Origin of the sequence: Nocardia sp. NPDC005366, from assembly GCF_040606855.1 — a bacterium.
Classification (GTDB): domain Bacteria; phylum Actinomycetota; class Actinomycetes; order Mycobacteriales; family Mycobacteriaceae; genus Nocardia.
In genome coordinates this window covers 380272-401352 of sequence record NZ_JBEXFQ010000002.1, presented here as the reverse complement: position 1 = coordinate 401352, position 21081 = coordinate 380272, and the positions used below count along the sequence as shown (strand labels likewise).

Below are 21081 nucleotides of genomic sequence, written 5' to 3'. Positions count from 1 at the left end.
TCGACCGGGTGTCGGAATACGAGCCCACCTGTTTCCTATGGTCGCGCGCCGATATGGGGGCTGCCGGAAGTGTCGGCCACGAACGGGTGGATGTGAGGAACCGGGCCGCGCTCGTACGATCATCTGGTGCGTCACTTCGTGCGCTCGATCTGGAGCGAGCCCGCCGAACCGGATCCGCCGCGACCGATGTGGCGGGACCGGGTGTTGGTCGGCGTGCTGGTGGCTCTCACGCTGGTGCAGGGTGCGCTGAAACCCGAGGTGCCGCACCGGGCGGTGTGGGTGCTGGTCACGGTGGCGATCCTGGTGACGTTGCCGTGGCGCAGGACGAAGCCGCTGCCGACGGTCACCGTCGCCTTCCTGGCCTCGGCCGTGACGACGGTGCTGCTGGGCGGCGAGCAGTCGGGTATCGACACGATGGCCGCGATGCTGCTGCTGCCGTACGCGTTGTTCCGCTGGGCGTCCGGCCGCGACATCGTCATCGGCTCGGTGGTCGTCCTCGCCGGGGCCGGAGTCGGGATAGTCACCGCCGGTCTGCGGGCCGCCGATGCCCTGGGCGGGCTCACCGTGCTGTCCTCGGCCATCGCACTGGGTCTGGCGTTGCGGTACCGGGCACGGGCCAAGGCGCGTGAGCTGGACCAGGTGAAGCTGATGGAACGCGAACGGCTGGCCCGCGAGCTGCACGACACCGTCGCGCATCACGTGTCGGCGATCGCGATCCGCGCGCAGGCCGGTCTCGCGACAGCGGCGGCGCGGCCGGAGGCGGCCACCGACGCGCTGCGTGTGATCGAGACCGAGGCCGCGCGCACGCTCACCGAGATGCGCACCATCGTGCGCGCTCTCCGCATGGACCGCCCTCCGGACGTCATCGATCTGCACCCGAATCCGGGGATCGCCGATTTGGAACGACTCACCCGTGGACCGGGTGACGGCCCGTCGGTCGAGGTCGAATGCCGCGGTCCGGTGGACTATCTGTCGCCCGCGGTCGGCGCCGCGATCTTCCGGCTCGCGCAGGAGTCGGTGACCAACGCGCTGCGCCACGCCGAGAACGCCACTCGTGTGCGGGTACGGGTCGCGGCCGAGGACACGACGGTGCGGCTGCTGGTGTGCGACGACGGGGACAGCCGCCCCGGCCGCACGATCCCGATGGCGGGGTTCGGGATCTCCGGCATGATCGAGCGGGCCGCGCTGCTCGGCGGCACCTGCGCGGCGGGGCCGTCTCCCGGTCGAGGCTGGATGGTGACGGCGATGCTGCCGCGTGAGGCGGGGTCGTGACCGGTGAGACGCTGCGCGTGATCGTGGCCGACGACCAGGAAATAGTCCGCACCGGGCTGGTGATGATTCTGGACGCCCAGCCGGGCATCGAGGTGGTCGGTGCGGCGGCGGACGGGGCTCGTGCCGTCACGCTGGCACTCGACCTGCGCCCGGACGTGTGCCTGTTCGACATCCGTATGCCCGGCACCGATGGTATCGAGGCGACCAGGCAGCTCGCCGGGCCCGGCGTCGCGAATCCGCTGGCCGTGGTCGTGATCACCACCTTCGACCTCGACGAGTACGTCTACGCCGCGTTGCGGGCCGGGGCGCGCGGGTTCCTGCTGAAGGAAGCCGGACCGGATCTGCTGGTGCAGGCGGTGCACGCCGCCGCCAACGGTGACGCGCTCATCGCACCCAACATCACCGCTCGGCTGCTCGCCGCGTTCGCCGGTTCCGGGCCGGAATCCGTTCCGGCGCAACCGCTCAGCCCGCTCACCGCGCGCGAGGAGCAGATTCTGGCCGCGGTCGCGCGCGGACGCACCAACAACGAGATCTCCGCCGAACTCCACATCAGCCTCAGCACGGTGAAGACCCACATCGCGAGCCTCATGGCCAAGGTCGGCGCCCGCAACCGCGTCGAGATCGCCATCTGGGCTTACGAGACCCGGCGTCTCGGGCGCTGATCGGCCGAAAGAACGAGGCGAGACCGAACTTTCGGATGGTCCGGATCGAGCCGTGAGTCCGATGTGCGATGGCGGCCCCGGCGGCGAGGATTTCGGGTATGGCCTCCACTCGCGCCGACCGGCTGGTGCCCGCCGGGTTGATCCTGCTCAGCGCCGTGCCCGCGCTGGCCGCCGCGTTGCGCCTGGCCGATCTGTCCGGCGTGGCCGACGTGACCACCGACGATGCCCGCTTCGCCGCCGCGCCGGTGCCGATCGTGGTGCACGTGATCGCGGCCGGCCTCTTCACCGTGGTCGGCGCCCTACAGTTCGCGCCGACGCTACGTCGCCGCCACTGGCATCGCCGCGCGGGCCGCGTCCTGGTCCCGCTCGGGCTCGCCGCCGCGTTGTCGGGCCTATGGATGACCGCGTTCTTCCCGCACCCGGCGCACGACGGCGTCCTACTCGGCGTGTTCAGAGCCGTATTCGGTTCGGCCATGGTGGTCGCGCTCGTACTCGGCGCGAACGCGTTGCGCCGCCGCGACTTCGCGCGGCACGGCGCCTGGCTGACCCGCGCCTACGCGATCGGTCTCGGCGCCGGAACACAGGCGGTGTTCCTCGGATTCTGGGCGGCCGTCGCGGGGGAGCCCGCAGTACTCGCCCGTGCCCTGCTGCACGCGGCCGCATGGACCCTCAACCTCGCTGTCGCCGAGTGGGTCATCTCGCGGCGCAGCCGCCCTGACCATTCATCACCGATCGAAGAGGAACCCCGTGACCACATCGACCGCGACGATGCGAGCCATCGTCCAGCGCGCCTACGGCCCACCGGAGCAGGTGCTCGAACTGGCCGAGATCGACCGGCCCGTACCCGGTGACGACGACGTGCTGGTACGCATGGCGGCCACCAGCGTGAACACCCCGGACTGGCTGACGGTGAGCGGGACCCCCTCAATCCTGCGGCTCGGATCCGGACTGCGCCGACCCGCGACGCCGGTGCGGGGCAGCGACGTCGCCGGGACGGTGGCGGCCGTCGGCCGCGACGTCACCGATCTGCGGCCCGGCGACGAGGTCTTCGGCGCGGTGTGGGAGAACCGCGCCCGGAGCCGGTCCGGCACATTCGCCGAATACGTGGTGGTCCCCGCCGACCGGCTCGCCCCCAAGCCCCCTGGCCTGTCGTTCGAGGAGGCCGCCGCGGCGGTGATGTCGGGGATCACCGCGCTGACCGCCGTGCGCGACGTGGGCCGGGTCGGGCCGGGCACCCGCCTGCTGATCAATGGCGCGTCCGGCGGTGTCGGGACGTTCGCGGTGCAGATCGCCGCGCGGCTCGGCGCGCAGGTCACCGGGGTGTGCAGTACCAGGAACGTGGACTTCGTTCGATCCCTCGGCGCGGATCACGTCATCGACTACACCGTCGAGGACTACACCCGAGGAAACGACCGCTACGACGTGATACTGGACAACGTACTCAACCACCCGCCCGCGGCGACCGCCCGAATGCTCACGGCCGCGGGCATCTTCATCCCGAACAGCGTGGGGCCGGGCGGCGGCCTGCTCGGGGGGCTGCCCCGCGTGGCACGGGCCATGACCATGCGCTGGGGTTCCACCGACGTCCGCACCGTCACCTGCGTGCCCGACCGCGAGAACCTCGCCGCCATCGCGGCCCTCCTCGCCTCCGGTGAGGTCGCTTCCATCATCGAGCGGACCTATCCGTTCGAGGAAGCCGCTCGCGCGGTGGCGCACATGTTCGGTCACCGTTCCCGCGGCAACATCGTGATCGGTATCGACGGCCGGTAGTCGCTCGGCCGTGTCGAATCTCAGGCAGCAGCTCGTGTCGTCGTCTTCGACGAGGGCCGAGCGTCATCGAGAGCGAACGCGCCAGCGAGTGCGCTAAGTGGACGGCCTGATGCCGCGTTCAGGCTCGTCGGCGAGGCCCGAAGCCCGTAGTCGACCGGCGACTCCCTCCAGGAATATCGCGACTCCGTGGGCGAAGACCTCGTCGGCAGGGGCGGCGACATAGACGGCGCCCGCGGTGCGCAGGGCGGCATATCGGTCGGCGGGCAGGCCATCGAGCAGCCGGGCGAACCCGTCGGAGCGAGTGGCGCCGTGTGGGCCGCGTCCGACAGCGCTGCGCTGGATGTCCGCGGCGCCCGCGACGAATTGGATCATCGTCGTGGTCGTGAAGGCCGCCTGTTCGGGGGTGTTGCCCGCTTCGAGGAACAGCTCCAACGCGGCATCGACGAGGCGCAGGGTGTTGGGGCCGTATCCGGCGGTATTGCGGCCCACCGAGGGGGGGAGTGGCTGGGAGAGCATGACGCGCCGCATCTCGTGCATCAGCGCTTCGGCGTCGGCGCGCCAGCCACGGTCGGTGCGCACGAGACGGATCTCGCCCATGACGTGGTCGGCGATCAGCGCGATCAGTTCGTCACGGCTGGCGATATGACGATAGAGCGAGGCGCTGCTGGTGTGCAGGCGCTCGGCGACCCCGCGCACGGTCAGCGCTTCGACACCTTCCTCGCGCAGCAGTTCCACTGCGGCCGTGATGATCCGCGAGGTCGACAAGCCGCCGTCACGCGGCCTTCGTCGGTTCTCGGCCGCGGCGCGTTCGGCCCACCACTGTGACGATCCCGGCTCGAGGGATTCATTGCCAGAGAGGGCGGCGCGGGTCATATCCCCGCTCCGTGGTCGGCCGAGGCGAGGTGCGGTTCAAGACAGCGCATCCGGCTCCATCCGCTCGTGTGGACATCACTTGACAGTATGCGATCAACGCTCGCATACTACCGAATCAGAAATGGGAGCAATGATCGCATAGCGGTGATCGGCAGCTTCATGCTCGGGCGCTGAGCGGGTGCCACACGGCAACCGAAAGAGGTATCGGTCGATGAAGCAGCAGCGGCGAGGACGCAAGATCGCCATGACCCCGTCCGAGATCGATGCATTCCTCGCCGAGGAGCGGACCTGCCGCGTCGCGACAGCCGGCCCGGACGGGCCACATCTGACCGCCCTCTGGTTCGTCTGGGACGGCACGGCGTTGTGGCTCAACTCGGTGGTGAAGAGCCAACGCTGGACCGATATCGTGCGCGACCCTCGGGTCGCTGTGCTCATCGACGCAGGCCGCGAATTCAACGAGTTGCGGGGGGTGGAGATCCGCGGTGTGCTGACCCCCGTGGGCGAGGCCCCCCGTACTGGCACGCCCGACCCCGACCTGGCGACGCCCGAGCGGTTGTTCGCTCGCAAATACGCAGGCCGCGACGAGATGCACTACGACGGCCGTCACGCCTGGCTGCGTCTGGAACCACAGAAGTTCACCAGCTGGGATTTCCGAAAGATGTGACACCCCTGCCTATCCCGCCGTTCGGCACAACAATGGAGAAGTCCATGAATCTCGATGACATGATTTTGATCAGCGTCGATGACCACATCATCGAACCCCCGGAGATGTTCACGAATCATCTGCCGCGCCGCTATCTGGCCGACGCGCCGCGGTTGGTCCACCGAGACGACGGCACGGACGTGTGGACCTTCCGCGACGTAGTCATTCCCAACGCCGCGCTCAACGCGGTCGCGGGGCGGCCCAAAGAGGAATACGGCATGGAGCCGCAGGGGCTCGATGAGATCCGTCCCGGCTGTTACGACGTGCACGAACGCGTCAAGGATATGAGTGCGGGCGGCATCCTGGCGCAGATGAATTTTCCGTCGTTCCCTGGCTTCGCCGCCCGGCTGTTCGCCACCGACGACCCGGATTTCTCGCTGGCGCTGGTGCGCGCCTACAACGATTGGCACATCGATGAATGGTGCGCTGCCTATCCTGGTCGATTCATACCGATGGCGCTGCCGGTCATCTGGGACGCCCAGGCCTGTGCCGCGGAAGTACGGCGAGTGGCCGAGAAGGGAGTGCACTCGCTCACCTTCACCGAGAACCCCGCCGCGCTCGGCTACCCGAGTTTCCACGATCCGTACTGGAATCCGTTGTGGCAAGCCCTCGTCGATACCGACACCGTGCTCAGCGTGCACATCGGTTCCTCCGGTCGGCTGTCGGTGCCTGCGGTGGATTCGCCACCCGACGTCATGATCACCCTGCAGCCGATGAACATCGTGTCGGCGGCGGCGGATCTGCTGTGGTCGCGGGTTATCAAGGATTATCCGGGTATTCGCATCGCGCTGTCCGAGGGCGGCACCGGCTGGATTCCGTATTTCTTGGAGCGCGTCGATCGCACCTTCGACACGCACTCGACCTGGACGCTGCAGGACTTCGGTGGCCGCCGCCCCAGTGAGGTATTCCGCGAGCACTTCTTGACATGTTTCATCAGCGATCCGCTGGGTGTCCGGTTGCGCCACGACATCGGCATCGACAACATCTGCTGGGAAGCGGACTACCCGCACAGCGACTCGATGTGGCCGAACGCACCCGAAGAACTGCACGAGGTGTTCACCGCCGATCACGTCCCCGACGCCGACATCGACAAGATCACCCACGAGAACGCGATGCGGTGGTACTCCTTCGATCCCTTCGCCCACATCCCGCGCGAGCAGGCCACCGTCGGTGCTCTGCGTCGATCGGTCGCCGGACACGATGTGAGCATCCGGTCGCGCAGCCACCGAATCGTCGCGGCCGAGGAGAAGATGGCGGGCTATCGCGAACGCGCACGTCGCGCGGTGCAGACAGCGCGTTGAATCCGGCCGGTTGATCGTGGGTGGTCGACCCTGTGTGCGTTCCGGACGGCTCGCTCGGGGGCTTTGTCGAGTCCGCGCCTGCTGACCGCTCCGAACGCGCAGGTCACCACCCCCGATCGACCCCCGACGTCAAGTGCCGCGTACACGGGAGGGCGGGTGGGAACTGCGATAGAACTCCCCACCCGGACGTGACACGATGAGGCGCACGCCAGTCCCTACCTCGAGCCACACTCGGAATCGACTGTGGCTCAACGAAAACGATTCCTCCCCCCGCGTGCGAGTCGGCGAGCCCGCGATGGTTCGATGAGTGGGCGCCAGTAGCGAACCGAGACGCGCCTCGGAACTCGGTGTCGCGCAGCCGTGACCGATTCGAGGAGGTCAGTGAGCACCTGCTCCAGATTGCCAGGGGGACGGCGGAGGCGATCATCGCGCCGCGTTCGGCGAATTCCGCGACGCTGAGCCGCCCACTGCGAAATGATCGGACTACCGCTGTAGCGATTGTTCGCGCTCCGCGGTGCCTACGCGGATTTCGGGTACTCCGTCATGAGGAAGAGGCTAGCGGGGAGGTTTGAACATGGGCGAGATGTGGTTCGGCCACTACCGCCTGGAGCGACTGCTCGGCAGCGGCGGCACGGGTAGGGTCTGGCTCGCACGCGACACTCGCACCGATCAGAACGTGGCGCTGAAGGTGCTCGCGGCCGAGCTGGCCGCCGATCCCACATACCGGCAGCGCTTCACCCGGGAGGCTCGCCTGGCCGCCCTGTTGCGTGGCCCGCACACCGTGCCGATCCACAGCTTCGGCGAGCTGGACGGCCGCCTCTACCTGGACATGGAATTCATCGAGGGAATCGACGGGGCCGTGTTGCTGCGCCGCGAGGGGCGACTGGCTCCCGAACCGGCGGTCCGGATCGTCTCACAGGCCGCCACCGCGCTCGATGCCGCGCACCGGATCGGTCTCGTGCACCGGGACGTCAAACCCTCGAACCTGATGGTGACACCGACCGGGTCTGTCTGCCTGATCGATTTCGGCATCGCCACCCGCACCGGCCAGCCCCCGATCACCGCCACCGGCCAGATGGTCGGCACCCTCGGATACCTGGCGCCCGAGCGGTTCGCCGGGGCCGCCGACGCGCGTTCGGATCAGTACTCACTGGCGTGTGTGCTCTACGAACTGCTCACCCGCCGACGGCCCTTCGGCGACGGCGATTCGCCCGAGCAGATGTGTGCCCACCTGTTGGCGACGCCACCGGCGGCGAGTGACCTGGTCGCTGCCGTACCCGCCGAGCTGGACGCGGTGATCGCCCGCGGCATGGCCAAGGACCCGGGTCAGCGCTGGTCCAGCGCCGGCGAATTCGCGGCCGCGGCCTATGCCGCGGCGACGGGGAAGGATATGCCGACCGTCGAGATCTCGCCGGTGGCCACTCCGACAGCGGTGATCGCGACCGCGGTCGCCCCGGCCGCGTACTCGGGAACAGTCCACGCGACGGCCCCGCTGCACGCGACATCGACCAATTGGATCGCGGCCGATGCCGCGCGGACTCCCGTCGCACACTCCGTCGCGGGACAGTCCGCACCGGCGCCGGGCAGCGCGGCACCTCCGCTCTCGACGCGACCAACCACCCGCCCGAGGACATACGGCCCGCTGCGCGAGCGGCCGCGGTTCGCCGTCGCGGCATTGGCCGTTCTCGCCGCGGTGATCGGCGGCGCGCTCTGGCTCGGCAGGCCCGGCGCCGCCGAGACCGATTCCGCCGTACCGACCACCCGGCCCGGCACCCCGACGGCAGTCCCTTCGCTGCCCACCGCGGCACCGATCGCCGCGCCGGCGATCGTGAGCACTCCGGTGGTCGGGCAGCCATGTGATCCGGCCGTGTACGGCACCGGATTCGACGGCGACGGCGTATCGCTGCACTGCACCGGTTCCGGTGACAGCGCGAGCTGGACTCGGGTACCGCCGCAGCCCATTACGGTCGAGCCGAACATGGACGCACCCGGGGTCGACGACAACTCCGGCCCGAGCCAAGGAAACAGCTCGGGCCAAGGAAGTAGCTCGGGCCAAGGCAATTCCGGCAACAGCGGCAATGGCAACGGCAGCAATGGCAATGGCAGTAGCAACGGCAACGGCATTGGCAGTAGCAACGGCAATGGCAACAGCAATGGCAACGGCATTGGCATTGCCAAGCCGCCCAAGCCGTACAAGTAGCGCCTACCGGTCAGTGTTCTCGTGAGCGCGGCCGAGAACCGCTGATCGGTTGCGTCGCAGGCCGGTTCGGTACTGGTGTCGCGCTAGGTGGTGCGATCACTCCCACGCGAATGCTCCGACTCGTCGGTCGTCTTCGATGCCGGGTCGATCTGATCGGCACGTTCACGTTCCCGGTTCAGCGCGTCGCGCGAGGACGCGGCCGCACTGCGGTGTTCGGATGCTTGCTGTTCCAATCCGGCGGCGTGGGCGGCTTTGGCGTCGGCCTCGGCGGCGGCCGCGCGCGCCTTCGCGGCGGTCTCGTCGGCGAGCGCTTCACGCTGCCGGACCTGCCGGGACTGTTTGACGTTCTCGGCGCGGATCTGCTCGGCTTCGGCATGGCGCTGCTGCGTGCGTTTGCGCTGCAGCGCCCATCCGAGCGCTGCCAAGAGCAGAATTACGACGACCGCGATGACGATGATCCAAACGATGGTGCTGGTGGCCATCTTCAGCTCCTTGGAGTTGGTTGCTGATGAGCGATGTGGCCCGTGTACAGGTCAGAAGTGCGGACAGGTCAGTAGTAGTGGCGGCGGCCCCCGACGGCGCGGCCCATCGATCCCAGCAATAGCAGCACCAGGCCGATGACCAGGACGACGAGCCCGATGGTCCACAGGATCGGAATATCGAGGAGGAATCCCACGACGAGCAGGATGATTCCGAGAATAATCATGGCGACCTCTTGATCTCGAGGGAGGGACCGGAGGACTCCGGCCGCGGATGGCGCCGGTCAGTGTTTGAATGCGTCCTTGATCTTGGCGCCGGCTTGTTTGGTGTTGCCCGCGATCTGGCCGCCGCGCCCCTCGGCCCTGAGGCGGGTATTTCCGGTAACGCGGCCGACCCTCTTCTTGGCGCTGCCCTTGACGGCTTCGAACTTGTACGCGAGTTTCTTGGTGATACTCATGTCCGGTTCTCCTTGGTGACCGATCCGGCAGTCGTCTATCGGGCGCCCTCGTGGCCTGCGGCAGTTCGTCGCGGTGCTGCCCGATACGCGAGCACCGCCTCATGAAGACTCCGGCCGGATCGTCATTGCCTATGGCGGATGACCAGCGGTTTTCAAGTGTAGATCTTTAAGTCAACTCCGCTGGACGCTTTGCTGTCAACGTTGTCCGGCCTACGCGGGATCTGTCCGGGGCGACCACCTCCGCGATCAGTCGGCGAGGTCGAGCGCGGCGCCGACGATCGCGTCCGCGTCGATGCCGTGATGTCGGTAGACATCCGCGAGCGAGCCCGACTGCCCGAATCCGCTGACCCCCAACGACACCGTGCGGACCTGATTGACGGCGGACAGGAAGGTCAAGGTGTGGGGATGCCCATCCAGGACGGTCACCATCGGCGCGGACCGCTCCCGAGGAAAGACCCTCTCCAGGACCCACGGGTGGCCCGCGCCGACGCCACGCCGGGCTTGCACTGCTTCGAAGAGCAGGCCGGGGCTGGTGACGCACACGACGTCGGCGTCCACACCCTGAGCCGAGAGCCGGTCCGCAGCGAACAGGGTTTCGGGAACCATCGCGCCCATCGCGACAAGGGTGACCGCTGGTCGCGGCGCCTTGCGCAGCAGGTACGCACCCGCGAGCACATGGCGGCGGCGACGCTGACGTGCGGTCGGATCGGACGGGACCGCGGCCAGTCTCTGGTCGACGGGCCGGGTCGACAACCGAAGATACGACGAGCTGCCGTCGGGGCGTCCGAGTCGGGAGATGGCATCGAGCAGAATCCATTCGACTTCGATGGCGAAGGCCGGTTCGTAGCTGACGCAGCCCGGCTGTTCGAGTCCGATCGATGGCGTCGTGATGGATTGGTGCGCACCGCCTTCGGCGGCGAGGCTGATCCCGGAGGGCGTGCCGACGAGGATCGATTGGCCGCCCGCGTAGATGCCGTAGGACCACGGTTCGAGTGCGCGCTCGACGAATGGGTCGTAGAGCACCCCGATCGGGAACAGCGGCTGGCCCCACCGGCTCCAGGTGGCGCCGAGTTCACCCATCAAACCGACGAGATTTGTTTCCGCGATGCCCAGTTCCACGTGCTGACCTGTCGGCTTCTCCCGCCAGTGCATGATGGTCTCGGTGTCGTCGGCGAACCAGTTGTGGCGTTCGTGCGGCGCCCATACGCCGACCTTGTTGAGCCAGCCCGCGAGATTGGTGCTCGAACTGACGTCCGGGCTCACGGTGACAACGCGTTCGGCGGCGTCGGGCGCCTGCCGCGACAAGTCGAGCAGGGTCCGTCCGAGCGCGGCCTGGGTGGTGGCGGTGCCCGAGGGCGTGCGGCCGAGGTCTGCGGGCACGGGAGGCGGTGTGACATAGGCGGATTCGGTCCTGCGCAGCCGATCGGCCGCCGATCGGCACAGCTGGCCCGCCTGCGTTCGTTCATCGAATCCGCGCCACGGATCTGCGGGGTCCATCCCGAGGGCGGTTGCCAATTCGGCGAACTGATCGACGGTCAGCAGTGACGAATGGTTCTGCGGATGCCCCTCGGTGGGCAGGCCGTAACCTTTGATGGTGTAAGCGATGATCACGGTCGGTCGCTCGTCGTCTATCTGCGCGTATGCCGTGCGTAATGCGTCGAGATCGTGGCCGCCGAGGTTGCGGATGGCGCGACGGAGTGTGGCGTCGTCGAGTCCGGCGATCAATTCGGCGATCGGCGCCGAGCAAGCCCCGGCGCCGGGCAGTCGCCGCCGCAGCTCGTCGGCGCCGCAACGCAGCAGACGCTGATATTCCGGATTCGGCATCGCCAGAATTCTGGTGCGCAAATGCTCGCCGCCCGCACGCGTGAACAGTGATTCCAGCAGTGTGCCGAACCGGACTGCCAGCACCTGCCAGCCCGCCGCGGCGAACATGCTCTCCAGTCGCGCGGCGGCGATGTTCGGAACCACACGGTCCAGCGACTGGCGGTTCATGTCGACGATCCACACTATCTCGCCGAGTTCGGCGACGGAGGGGTCGAGGATGGCTTCCCACACCGCCCCCTCGTCGAGTTCGGCATCGCCTACCAGTGAATACTGTCGTCCGGTTCCGGTGCTGCCGGTTGTGGCGTTCACGTAGCGTCGCGCGATGGCGCCCCAGATGGGGGCGGTGGCGCCGATGCCGACCGATCCCGTCGAATAGTCCACGGGGTCGGGATCTTTGGCGCGGCTGGGATAGGACTGCAGCCCGCCGAACTCGCGCAGGGTCGGCAAATAGCGCTCGTCGAGTGCGCCGAGCAGATAGTTGATCGCGTGCAGCACCGGCGACGCGTGGGGTTTGACCGACACGCGGTCGTCCGGGCCGAGCTGTTCGAACCACAGCGAGGTCATGATCGACACCATCGACGCACAGGAAGCCTGGTGCCCACCGACCTTGAGTCCGCTCGGATTCGGACGTATCCGGTTGGCGTGATGGACGATTCCGGTCGACAACCACAGCACTCGACGCTCGATCTCTTCGAGGATGTCGAGGTGGCGATCGTGGACCCGCGTGGTGGCGTCCGGCGGGGGAGCCGGAAACGGTGCGGTCATGGTGACTTCCCTGGAGACGATCACGGCATGTTTATGCAGAACTGTTAGCTGAGTGCACCATTCTTGGAAGATCCGCGCAAACATCGATGGTATTTTTGATCAGAGTGCACGCATTCCGGTCGATTGCCTCGGTGAAAGGTCAGCAGAATGACAAGGAAGACCACCGGCGACGACATCGATGGTCGACTGCTGCGGGCGTTGCGGGAGGACCCGCGAGCGCCGACGATCGCGTTGGCCGACCGCATCGGTGTCTCCCGCAATACGGTTCAGGCCCGGATGGCGCGCTGGGATCAGTCGGCTGTGCTCGGGTCCTTCGAGCGGCGCGTGGAACCCGGATTCCTGGGCTATCCGCTGCGGGCCTACGTTTTCACCAACGTCAAACAGCGTTTGCTCAGCGAGGTCGCGGCTGCGCTCGACACCATCCCCGAGGTGGTGGAGGTACACGGGCTCAGTGGTGTGTCGGATCTGCTGATCCAGGTGGTCGCGCGTGACGCCGATGACCTCTATCGGATCGCCGGTCGGATCCTGGGAATCAAGGGCGTCAAACGCACCAATACGGCACTGGTGATGCGAGAGTTGGTCGAGTATCGGCTGACGCCGTTGATCGAGCGGCTCGCCTCGAGGACATCCGATCGGATACAGCCGTGAATGCCCTCGGGAACGCGCGGTCACGGATACGGCAGCGCCGACCCGCCTCGCTTGTCCAATGACACCGTCATCAGCGTGATCTCCTGCTGCTGGCCGTTGACGATGGATATCGCGCGGGCCCGGACAGCGGGGACAGCGGTGACCTCCGCCGCTGCCGCCGCCATGGCGACACCGCCCTGATGATGACGGATCATCAGTTGCAGGAACAGCACGTCGCGCTCGTCGCCGGTCGCGTGATAGAGCCGGGTCAGTTCCTCGTTCGACGCCATGCCCGGCATTCCCGCGGCGTGGCCGTGGTGGTCGCCGCTGGAGTCGGGAGCTCCGGGCTGCTGCACTGGCATTCCGGTCAGCTCCAGCCAGCCGGTCAGGGTACCGATCTCGCGCCATTGAGACGCCCTGATCTGCTCGGCCACCGCACGCACATCGGGCGTGGCCCCGGAGCCGAGCATGTCCACCATCGTGATCGCCTGCTGGTGATGCGCCGACATCTGTTGCGCGAAAACGATATCGGCGTCAGCCAGAATCGGCGTCGCCCCGGTCTCCGGCTCGCCGCGCCCGAACCAGCCGATCAGGACTCCGGCCGCGACGCACACGCCCGCCGCGACCACCAGCGCGACCGGCGTGTGCCACCGTCGCGTCCTCATCGCGGCGGATATACGGCGGGATCGAGCCGCAATGCCATGAATCCGTTGTCCATGCACGCGACATACAGCGTGTCGCCGTGGAATTCGGGCGGCGACAGGCACCAGTCGGCGGACAGGTCACCGCCGACGAGCCGACTCTGATCGTTGATGACCCCGTCGATTCCCGTCTGGCCCTGCAGGACTGCGCGCGCCAGCGCGAGGGTGCCGATTACGGGGGGCCCGATGATCGAACCGAGAGTGGCGTGCAGCGAATTCGGCAGTCGCAGATGTTTGCCCGTTTGCGCGGGCGGGTTGAAGTAGGCGATCTCGGCGAAATGATCCGGGTCGCTGACGTCGAAAACCCGGATGCCGGATTGGATCCAGCCGCATGCCAGTGTGCGCGGATTGTCGGGCCGATCGACCGAGCAGTAGTGCGCGTCGTAGCCGAATGCCCCGTTGCCCGCGCTGCTCGAGGCCCAACGATCCTGGTGTTGGGGCAGGTTGATCGCGAGCTTGACGCTGTTGCGCCAGCTGGGATTCGCCGGATCGGCGATGTCGAAGAGTTTCACCCCGCCCGAGCCGCCCTCATCGACGGTGAAGATATGGGGACGACCGTCGTAGGTGACGAAAACGCTGTGCTGGGTGATCTGGCCGTCGGTCCAGAATTTCTGACCGATATGCGGAAGCGGATGGCCGATCACGGTGTGCGGCATACGATTCTGCACTGCCGAGACGTCGATCACCGTCAGTCCGGTCAGATTCGACAGGAACATGGTGTTGCCGTCCGGGGTGAAACCCATACCGTGGGCCTCGATTCCGGTGAGACCGCCCCACACCACCATCGGTTGGGCGGGATCGGTGATGTCGACGGCGCTGATCCAGCCGGGCGCGATACCGGAAGCCCAGTAGGTGTTGCCGTCCGGGGAGAAATCACCCTCGTGCGTGGTGATCGGGACGGGCATGTTCAGCATCGAGCCGGTCGTGGTGTTCAGCAGTCGCGGATGCGCGCAGTCTTCGGAGATGTCGTAGACGGAGAGGAAACCCGCGCCCTCGATCAGGCCGACCCCGGTGCCGACGAGCAGGCCGCGGCCCCGGTGCACCTTCAGCGACTCCCAGGTGCCGCCGAGCATGGCCGGTTCGGACAGCACTGCCGTGCGGACCGGGTTGGCGGGATCGCTGACGTCGATGACGTGCACGCCCGCGTCGGGGCCGAGCAGGTTGGTCGGGAAGGTCGACGCGAGGTAGGCGCAGTGGTCGTAGGACGGGCTCACCGGTCCGGCGCCGAGTCCCTGGTACTGCCCGATCAGATCGATATTGCAGTTGTATCCGGCTGTGCTGCGGCCGGATTCGCGGTCAGCGAGCGGGACTTCGCCCTGGATGCCGGTTTCGGTCAGATCGCCCGCGCGGCACGACGCCGGGTCCACCGCCGTCGGCCACACCCCGGTGAACTCATCGATGCCATGGGATGGTGCGGCGGTTCCGACGGCCGATCCCGCGACCAGGACGGCCGCCGCCGCGAGTGTGCTCGCCGCCTGTGCGACCGACCTGCGCCGCCACCGCGGCGGTTCACCGGGCCTGGGTCCGCGCCATCGGCGCGTCCGGTCGATAGCGACATCGTTGTCTCGCCCGGTGATCATCGGTGGTCCTATCGTTCGGGGGTGCTCACCCGATCGGAGTGTTCCCGATCGGCATCGAATTCGTCAGTGGTGGCGTGGTTTCCGGCTGCCGCTGCGTCGCGGTGGGCGGCTTCGTCGGGTACGGGGTGAATCCGGGCCGTCCCGGTCGGTCGGGTAGCCAGCTCTCGCAGGGCGTCGGAGACCGCGTCCGGGAATTCCAGTGGCGCACAGTGCCCGCAGTCCAGTTCGATGAGGTCGAGCAACTCCGGCAGCTGGGAGGCGATCAGGCGCGACCGTGCCGGTGGCGCGATCCGGTCTCGTCGCCCGGCGATCACCAGGGCCGGGACATTCACCGAGGCCGCGTCGATGGTCGTCACCAGATTGACCAGCATGGCCCCGTAACCGCCGCGCCCACCGGCGGACGTCGCGCCGATCATGCGATCCAGTTGCAGCCCGATCTCCGCCGCGGCGGGCGCGCCGACCGCGATCTGCGTCAACAACTTGCGGCGCAACGGTATACGGCGCGGCATCGGCAGCCCGGCCAGTGGCACCACGGTCTGCGCTAGGCGACGACGGAGGCCGATCAAGCTGTCGGGGCCACGGAGAAACCTCACATTGTCCAGGATCGCACCCGGAGTGGTGTTCACGAGGGCGACTGCAGAAGCGCGGGCGGCGATATCGGCCGGATAGCGTGCGGCCCAAGCCATCACCGCGATTCCGCCCAGGGAATGCCCGGCGACCACAGCGGTCCTGTCCGCCGGGACCGTGGCGGCGAGCACCGCGTGCAGGTCGTCGGCGAGATGATCCATGCTGTAGCGCCCGGCGCGGGCCACAGCACTGCGGCCGTGTCCGCGCTGATCGTAGGCGACGATCCGGAATTCGCTGCCGAGCCGCTCGATCTGTTTGCGCCAGAATCCGAGTGAGCACAGGATGCCGTGGGCGAGCACGATCGTCGGCGCGTCGGCCGGACCGTGGATCTCGACGTGCAGGCGTGTCCCGTCCGCGCTGCGGACGTCGACGACCTCGAAGGGTAGGCCCGCCGGCGACGCCGAATCGTCGCCGCGTGACCCCGCAGAACCGGCGCGCCGTGCCTGTCGCATCGCGCGTCGCGCCTGTGGCACCAGCCGCAGCGAACGCGGCAGCCGCGGCACGGTATTGCGCGAGACCGCGGCGAGCGCGTCGAAGGCCAACCGGCGGCTGCGATTCCACGGCACCCCGAGTAGCTCGCGCAACTCCGGCGTCAGCAGTCCCGCGGTGATCAGCGCGAGTACCCGCCCCGCCACCGGCCGCACGGTGTAGTTCCACACGATGCCGTGGCGCAGCACGGGAACCGGCGGTGGCTTCGGCGAATCGACTACGGCCAGTACCCGATCGGTCATATCCGACCGTTCGAGCCGGGTGGCCGCCATCTGCTCGAACCATCGTGTGAACGCCGCCCAGTCGGGCGGCATATCCTGCTCGCGGACACCGTAGAGTCGTCCCACCTGACGCATCTCGAGATAGAACCGCTCGATCTCACCGGGACGCCAGCCGCGGCCGAGCACCTTCTGCTGGGTGTAGACGCCGTGGACGAGACTGGCGTGCACCCAGTGAAACGCTTCGGGATTCAGTGCGCTCCAGCGCGATCCGTCCGGTTTCGTGCCCTTGATTTCGCGGTGCAGCTCGCGCAGCCGCCGGGCGGTCGCCAGCGAGTCCTCGCGCCCGTAGACCACACCCATGATCATGTCCAGGGTGCGCTCGGCACGGCCGTAGGGATCGGTTTCGAAGACCGAGAACTCGCGCACGCCCGCCGCGACTACCGGATGCGCCACATCGATGAGCAGACGGCGCGAGGCGCCGAGTACGAACGTGAGATCCCCGAATACCGACCAGGCCACCGAATCCGGTCCCAGCGGCGTCGGCTCATTGCCGGTCGCCGCCCGCGTGTCCACCACATCAGTCATGAGACTATTATTAGCATAATGGTCTCAAGTGCAATACTGATCGGATGACCCGCCCGGGTGCGCCGCTGACCAGCCTGTTCGAACGCGCGATCGAACAGGCGGTCTCCGGCGCTACCACGGTCGTCGGCGATGACCACGTATTCGACGCCGCGCTGACGGTGCTCGCCGAGCGGGGCACCAGGGCGGCGACGATGGATGACGTCGCCGCACGGTCCGGAGTGAGCCGCGCGACCCTGTTTCGCCGGTTCGGGGGTAAGGACGCGCTGTTCGAAGCGGCCATGGCGCAGACGCTGCGCACATTCCTCACCGCGATCGCCACCACATTCCTCACCGTGACCGACCCCACCGAGCGCATCGTGGAAGCCTTCGTCGCCTGCCTGCGGCTGCGTCGACGGTTCATCGCGGGCAACCCCGACGCCGCGCACAATGCCGAGCTGCTCGCGATGCTGTCCGCCGGAGACCCGTCACCGCTCGATATCGGACATCGTTTCATCGCGGCCCATATCGTCGCCGGACAAGCCGAAGGTGTGCTCCCGCAATCGGATCCGGATATCCAGGCCGACGCCATCATCCGGCTGACACTGGGCTACCTCGTGCTGCCGAGCACCCGCTACGACCTCGACGACGAGCTGACCGCGCGGCGCATCGCCCGTCACGCCATCGCGCCGTTGGTCACGGGCTCGCCGCCGTGACCGTCGAACGACCGCCCGGCGCGTGGATGTCGCACTGTCGAATTCGATTGCCTTCGGCGACCATGACGTCAGGCTTGTCTTCCGGTAGGTAGCGACAGATGAGGACCGATCATGAACCCGACTCTCACCCGGCATGCCCGGATCCGGACACGCCGCACCGACCCCGCGGTGCGGCACGCGTGAGTACCGAACCCGCCCCCCTCGTGCACGAACCGCGGATTCGTCAGCACCGGCCCGCGGCGGATTTCCTCGTCGACCGGCCCCGGCTCGATACCTTCGGTGTGCGCGAAGCGATCCGCGTGGTCACCATCGGCCTCGTGCTCGGCGCGATGATCGCGCGCCGATTGCTCGGGTGGCTCGCGTCGACTCTGCGGCGCGGGGCCGAGCGGCCCACTCGGCGGGAGGTCGTCGCCGACGGTATCGTCGACGGATTCGAACGACTCGGCCCGATGTTCGTGAAACTCGGGCAGTTGATCGCCTCGGCCTCCGGAGCGTTCCCCCGTGAACTATCCGACGCGTGCCTGCGCTGTCTCGACGATGTGCCTCCCTTTCCCGCGGCCATGGCTCGACGCATCGTCGAGCAGGATCTCGGCCGACCGCTGTCCGAGGTATTCCTCGAATTCGACAGCACCCCGCTATCGGCGGCGTCGGTCGCGCAGGTGCACGCGTGCGTACTCGCCGACGGGCGCGAGGCCGTGGTCAAGGTGCAGCGTCCGAGGATCGCGCGCCGGATGTTCATCGATCTGCGCGCCGCGTTGGTGCTGGCCCGACTGCTCGAACGACGATTAGAATCCGCCAGGGTCGTGAATGCCGTCGGCGTGGTGCGCGACCTCTACGAGGTGACCGTCACCGAGTTGAACTTTCTCCTCGAAGCGGACAACCAGAGCCGCATCCGGGCCAATCTCGACGCCTTCGGTGACAACACCGAAGTCGTCGTCCCCGAGGTCTACTGGGAGTTCTGCGGCCCACGCACGATCTGCATGCAGCGGCTGCGCGGTGTTCCGCTGGATCGGTTCGACGTCGTCGCCGCGGCGCACGCCGACCCGGAGATGCTGATCCGGCGACTGGTGAAGGTCTGGTTGGAGGGGGTCATCGTGCACGGCCTTTTCCACGGTGATGTGCACGCGGGAAATCTGTGGCTCCTCGATGACGGCAGGCTGGCGATGCTGGATTTCGGAATCGTCGGCACCATGGCGCCGCCGTGGCGTGCGATGGTGCGCGCGATGTTCTACGCCAGCGCCTTCGACGGCGACTTCACCCCGGTCGCGCTCTCGCTGCGCGAACTGAATCTGTTCGCCGAACAGCGCGCCGACGATTCGGCGATCGGCAGGCAGTTGGCCATCGTGCTCGGTCCCATTCTGTCCGGTGAACTCGCTCGACTCGACCTACAGGTGATTACCGCCGCGCTGTTGGATTTCGGTCAACGGCGCGGTGTCGCCGGGCCCGAACAGCTCATCTTGATGTGCAAGCAACTGGGTTATTTCGAGCGGTACGCCATCGAACTCGCACCGGGATGGCAGCTCGGTCGCGATCTGTTCCTGCTGCGCAACATCTTTCCCGATGCGGTGGCGGCCAGGGTGACGCAGCACGGTATCAGTCTGCCGGACAACTGATTCGACAACCGGGCAGCAGGCACGGTGGCCTCCCCGGCCCCGCTCGGTGAACACGGCAAGAGCCGTCAGCGGCCGAAAGTGCGCGCCGTGGCCAGGGTGGTGACGCGGTTGTCGTTACCCGTGTCCCGGAGTTCTACTCGTCCCACGCCTTCCCGCAGGCGGGCCTCGGCGATGACCGGGCCCACTCGAGCGCCCAGCAGATAGCGCAGGCCGAGGAAGCTGAGGCTGTCGCCGGGGGCGAGGGAGAGCACGGCCTCCTCGGCGGCCAGGGCGATGAGGCCGCCATTGATCGTGTCGGAGGCGTTCAGTCCCTCGATCGAGTAGGGCAGCAGGACCGTTCCGGGGCCGACTCGTTCGCAGTTGGCCCGTTCGGCCAGCGGCATCGGCAGCCGGTCCGTTGTGGGGGGCAGCTCGACACTCAGCGTCGGCGGCAGTTGGACGTCCGGGTTCGGCGCGACCATGAAGGAGGCGGCGCCGACAGCGATCGGTTCGTCGTCGACGGTGAATTCGAATTCGGCGACGAACACCGACCGGCCGACTTTGACGACTCGCCCGACTACCAGCACCGTGCCCTCGCCGGGGGCCGGACGATACAGGTTGACATCGAGTTCGAGTGTCACCGGAACACGGGGGCCCATCACCAGGGAGGCCAGCAGGCCCGAGACGGTATCGGCCCAGGTCGCGAGGATCGAGGTGCGGAGAATGGTGGTGCCGGGCACGTGCATCTCGGGGGTGATCTCGGCGGAGCCGTGCAGTTCCTCGCCCACGCGTCGGGTCGTGAAGGCCAGTTCGCGCAGGATCTGTCCGCGTTTGTCCAGGCTGCTCGGCACGATCGTCACGGTGTCTCCTCATGGTGGTGGGCGCGCACGCGGGGGAGATCCCGTGGACCGCACGCGGCGATAATTGCATTCTCTAATTTGAGAATCTAACTTTCGAAGTTAGCACTACCCCGGCGCTTTCAGTCGAGTCGCCTGCGTGACGACGAACACAAGGCCGTGGCGCGGCAACCGCGGCCGGTCAGGTCGGGAATTCTCGCGATTCTCGCACCTCGCTGACGTGTATCCGACTGGCTCAACGCGACGTTGTCCGCCTCGGGAAAGAACTCTCGCCAGAAAAATCGGGGACGGTGTCGATCGGCGCCATCGCCCGTTCGACCTTGTTATGAGAGGGTCCGACAGGGATCCGGATAACCAGGGAGAAACGACCATGAAGTTCATGCTGGTGATGCGCGCGACCGACGAGGCATACGCGGGAATGGCGGATGTCGACTTCGAGAAGATGCTCGAGACCGTGGGCAGGTTCAACGACGAGATGATCCGCGCCGGGGTGCTGGTCGCGGCGGAGGGGCTCGATGACGCCGCGCAAGGCGTGGTCGTCGACTACTCCTCGGAGACGCCGGTGGTGACCGACGGCCCGTACGGCGAGACCAAGGAACTGTTCGGCGGGTTCTACATCCTGAATGTGGCGTCCAAGGAGGAAGCCGTCGAGTGGGCCAAACGCCTGCCGGTGACCGGACCCGGATTCAAGACCGAGATCCGCCGCGTGACATCCATCGACGAATTCCCGCAGGACAACGTATGGATCCAGAAGGAGCGGGCATGGCGCGAGGCCACCGGCCAGCTCTGAGCGAGATATCCGG

The 21081-nt window shown here is 67.5% G+C and carries 20 protein-coding genes; 11 read left to right on the top strand and 9 right to left on the bottom strand.

The window, feature by feature from the left end; genetic code table 11:
- Positions 1–126: 126 nt before the first annotated feature.
- The 4 genes from ABZS43_RS04150 to ABZS43_RS04135 all read left to right on the top strand — a co-directional run bounded on the left by ABZS43_RS04150 (position 127) and on the right by ABZS43_RS04135 (position 3704).
- Positions 127–1272 carry a histidine kinase gene (locus tag ABZS43_RS04150; RefSeq protein ID WP_355034321.1) on the top strand — a complete coding sequence of 382 codons (1146 nt, stop codon included), beginning with the start codon at positions 127–129 and terminating at the stop codon, positions 1270–1272.
- Positions 1269–1934: a response regulator transcription factor gene (locus ABZS43_RS04145; RefSeq protein WP_355034320.1), complete on the top strand. Its 666-nt coding sequence runs from the start codon at positions 1269–1271 to the stop codon at positions 1932–1934. The genes ABZS43_RS04150 and ABZS43_RS04145 overlap by 4 nt, the downstream gene beginning before the upstream one ends.
- Positions 1935–2032: 98 nt before the next feature.
- Positions 2033–2785 (top strand): DUF2306 domain-containing protein, encoded by a 753-nt coding sequence (locus tag ABZS43_RS04140; protein ID WP_355034319.1) that lies wholly within the window; start codon positions 2033–2035, stop codon positions 2783–2785.
- Complete coding sequence (locus ABZS43_RS04135) at positions 2682–3704, top strand: NAD(P)-dependent alcohol dehydrogenase (RefSeq protein WP_355034318.1); 1023 nt, start codon at positions 2682–2684, stop codon at positions 3702–3704. The genes ABZS43_RS04140 and ABZS43_RS04135 overlap by 104 nt, the downstream gene beginning before the upstream one ends.
- A gap of 93 nt (positions 3705–3797) precedes the next feature.
- On the opposite strand, the gene ABZS43_RS04130 is transcribed toward ABZS43_RS04135, so the two are convergent.
- On the bottom strand, positions 3798–4577 hold the full coding sequence (locus ABZS43_RS04130) for a TetR/AcrR family transcriptional regulator (protein ID WP_355034317.1): 780 nt from the start codon (positions 4575–4577) through the stop codon (positions 3798–3800).
- Positions 4578–4788: 211 nt separating this feature from the next.
- Between ABZS43_RS04130 and ABZS43_RS04125 the strand changes: the two genes are divergently transcribed.
- The 3 genes from ABZS43_RS04125 to ABZS43_RS04115 all read left to right on the top strand — a co-directional run bounded on the left by ABZS43_RS04125 (position 4789) and on the right by ABZS43_RS04115 (position 8781).
- Positions 4789–5241, top strand: a complete 453-nt coding sequence (locus ABZS43_RS04125) for a pyridoxamine 5'-phosphate oxidase family protein (RefSeq protein WP_355034316.1) — start codon at positions 4789–4791, stop codon at positions 5239–5241.
- A 44-nt stretch (positions 5242–5285) separates the two neighbouring features.
- Positions 5286–6581, top strand: a complete 1296-nt coding sequence (locus ABZS43_RS04120) for an amidohydrolase family protein (RefSeq protein ID WP_355034315.1) — start codon at positions 5286–5288, stop codon at positions 6579–6581.
- A 574-nt stretch (positions 6582–7155) separates the two neighbouring features.
- The gene (locus tag ABZS43_RS04115; protein ID WP_355034314.1) at positions 7156–8781 is read left to right on the top strand and encodes a serine/threonine-protein kinase; all 1626 of its coding nucleotides are present in this window, start codon (positions 7156–7158) and stop codon (positions 8779–8781) included.
- Positions 8782–8864: 83 nt separating this feature from the next.
- Here the strand turns inward: ABZS43_RS04115 and ABZS43_RS04110 are convergent, their stop codons facing one another.
- The 4 genes from ABZS43_RS04110 to ABZS43_RS04095 all read right to left on the bottom strand — a co-directional run bounded on the left by ABZS43_RS04110 (position 8865) and on the right by ABZS43_RS04095 (position 12307).
- Entirely contained in the window at positions 8865–9263 is a 399-nt protein-coding gene (locus tag ABZS43_RS04110) for a hypothetical protein (RefSeq protein ID WP_355034313.1), read from the bottom strand.
- A gap of 68 nt (positions 9264–9331) precedes the next feature.
- Positions 9332–9487 carry a DUF6131 family protein gene (locus ABZS43_RS04105; RefSeq protein WP_355034312.1) on the bottom strand — a complete coding sequence of 52 codons (156 nt, stop codon included), beginning with the start codon at positions 9485–9487 and terminating at the stop codon, positions 9332–9334.
- A gap of 57 nt (positions 9488–9544) precedes the next feature.
- Positions 9545–9718 (bottom strand): CsbD family protein, encoded by a 174-nt coding sequence (locus tag ABZS43_RS04100; protein WP_355034311.1) that lies wholly within the window; start codon positions 9716–9718, stop codon positions 9545–9547.
- A gap of 246 nt (positions 9719–9964) precedes the next feature.
- Positions 9965–12307: a pyruvate dehydrogenase gene (locus ABZS43_RS04095; RefSeq protein WP_355034310.1), complete on the bottom strand. Its 2343-nt coding sequence runs from the start codon at positions 12305–12307 to the stop codon at positions 9965–9967.
- Between the two features lie 147 nt (positions 12308–12454).
- On the opposite strand from ABZS43_RS04095, the gene ABZS43_RS04090 reads away from it, so the two are divergent.
- Positions 12455–12955: an Lrp/AsnC family transcriptional regulator gene (locus ABZS43_RS04090; RefSeq protein WP_355034309.1), complete on the top strand. Its 501-nt coding sequence runs from the start codon at positions 12455–12457 to the stop codon at positions 12953–12955.
- Positions 12956–12975: 20 nt separating this feature from the next.
- On the opposite strand, the gene ABZS43_RS04085 is transcribed toward ABZS43_RS04090, so the two are convergent.
- The 3 genes from ABZS43_RS04085 to ABZS43_RS04075 are packed head-to-tail and all read right to left on the bottom strand — an operon-like array spanning position 12976 to position 17137.
- Positions 12976–13599: a DUF305 domain-containing protein gene (locus ABZS43_RS04085; protein WP_355034308.1), complete on the bottom strand. Its 624-nt coding sequence runs from the start codon at positions 13597–13599 to the stop codon at positions 12976–12978.
- The gene (locus ABZS43_RS04080) at positions 13596–15215 is read right to left on the bottom strand and encodes a hypothetical protein (RefSeq protein WP_355034307.1); all 1620 of its coding nucleotides are present in this window, start codon (positions 15213–15215) and stop codon (positions 13596–13598) included. Before ABZS43_RS04080 ends, ABZS43_RS04085 begins: the two co-directional genes overlap by 4 nt.
- Before the next feature lie 8 nt (positions 15216–15223).
- Positions 15224–17137 carry an alpha/beta fold hydrolase gene (locus ABZS43_RS04075; protein WP_355034306.1) on the bottom strand — a complete coding sequence of 638 codons (1914 nt, stop codon included), beginning with the start codon at positions 17135–17137 and terminating at the stop codon, positions 15224–15226.
- A 44-nt stretch (positions 17138–17181) separates the two neighbouring features.
- Here ABZS43_RS04075 and ABZS43_RS04070 point away from each other — a divergent pair, with 44 nt between their 5' ends.
- Complete coding sequence (locus ABZS43_RS04070; RefSeq protein ID WP_355034305.1) at positions 17182–17829, top strand: helix-turn-helix domain-containing protein; 648 nt, start codon at positions 17182–17184, stop codon at positions 17827–17829.
- Positions 17830–18008: 179 nt separating this feature from the next.
- Positions 18009–19442, top strand: a complete 1434-nt coding sequence (locus ABZS43_RS04065) for an AarF/ABC1/UbiB kinase family protein (RefSeq protein ID WP_355034304.1) — start codon at positions 18009–18011, stop codon at positions 19440–19442.
- A 65-nt stretch (positions 19443–19507) separates the two neighbouring features.
- Here the strand turns inward: ABZS43_RS04065 and ABZS43_RS04060 are convergent, their stop codons facing one another.
- Positions 19508–20281: a hotdog domain-containing protein gene (locus ABZS43_RS04060; RefSeq protein WP_355034303.1), complete on the bottom strand. Its 774-nt coding sequence runs from the start codon at positions 20279–20281 to the stop codon at positions 19508–19510.
- A gap of 367 nt (positions 20282–20648) precedes the next feature.
- On the opposite strand from ABZS43_RS04060, the gene ABZS43_RS04055 reads away from it, so the two are divergent.
- Positions 20649–21068 (top strand): YciI family protein, encoded by a 420-nt coding sequence (locus ABZS43_RS04055; RefSeq protein WP_355034302.1) that lies wholly within the window; start codon positions 20649–20651, stop codon positions 21066–21068.
- Positions 21069–21081 lie beyond the last annotated feature (13 nt).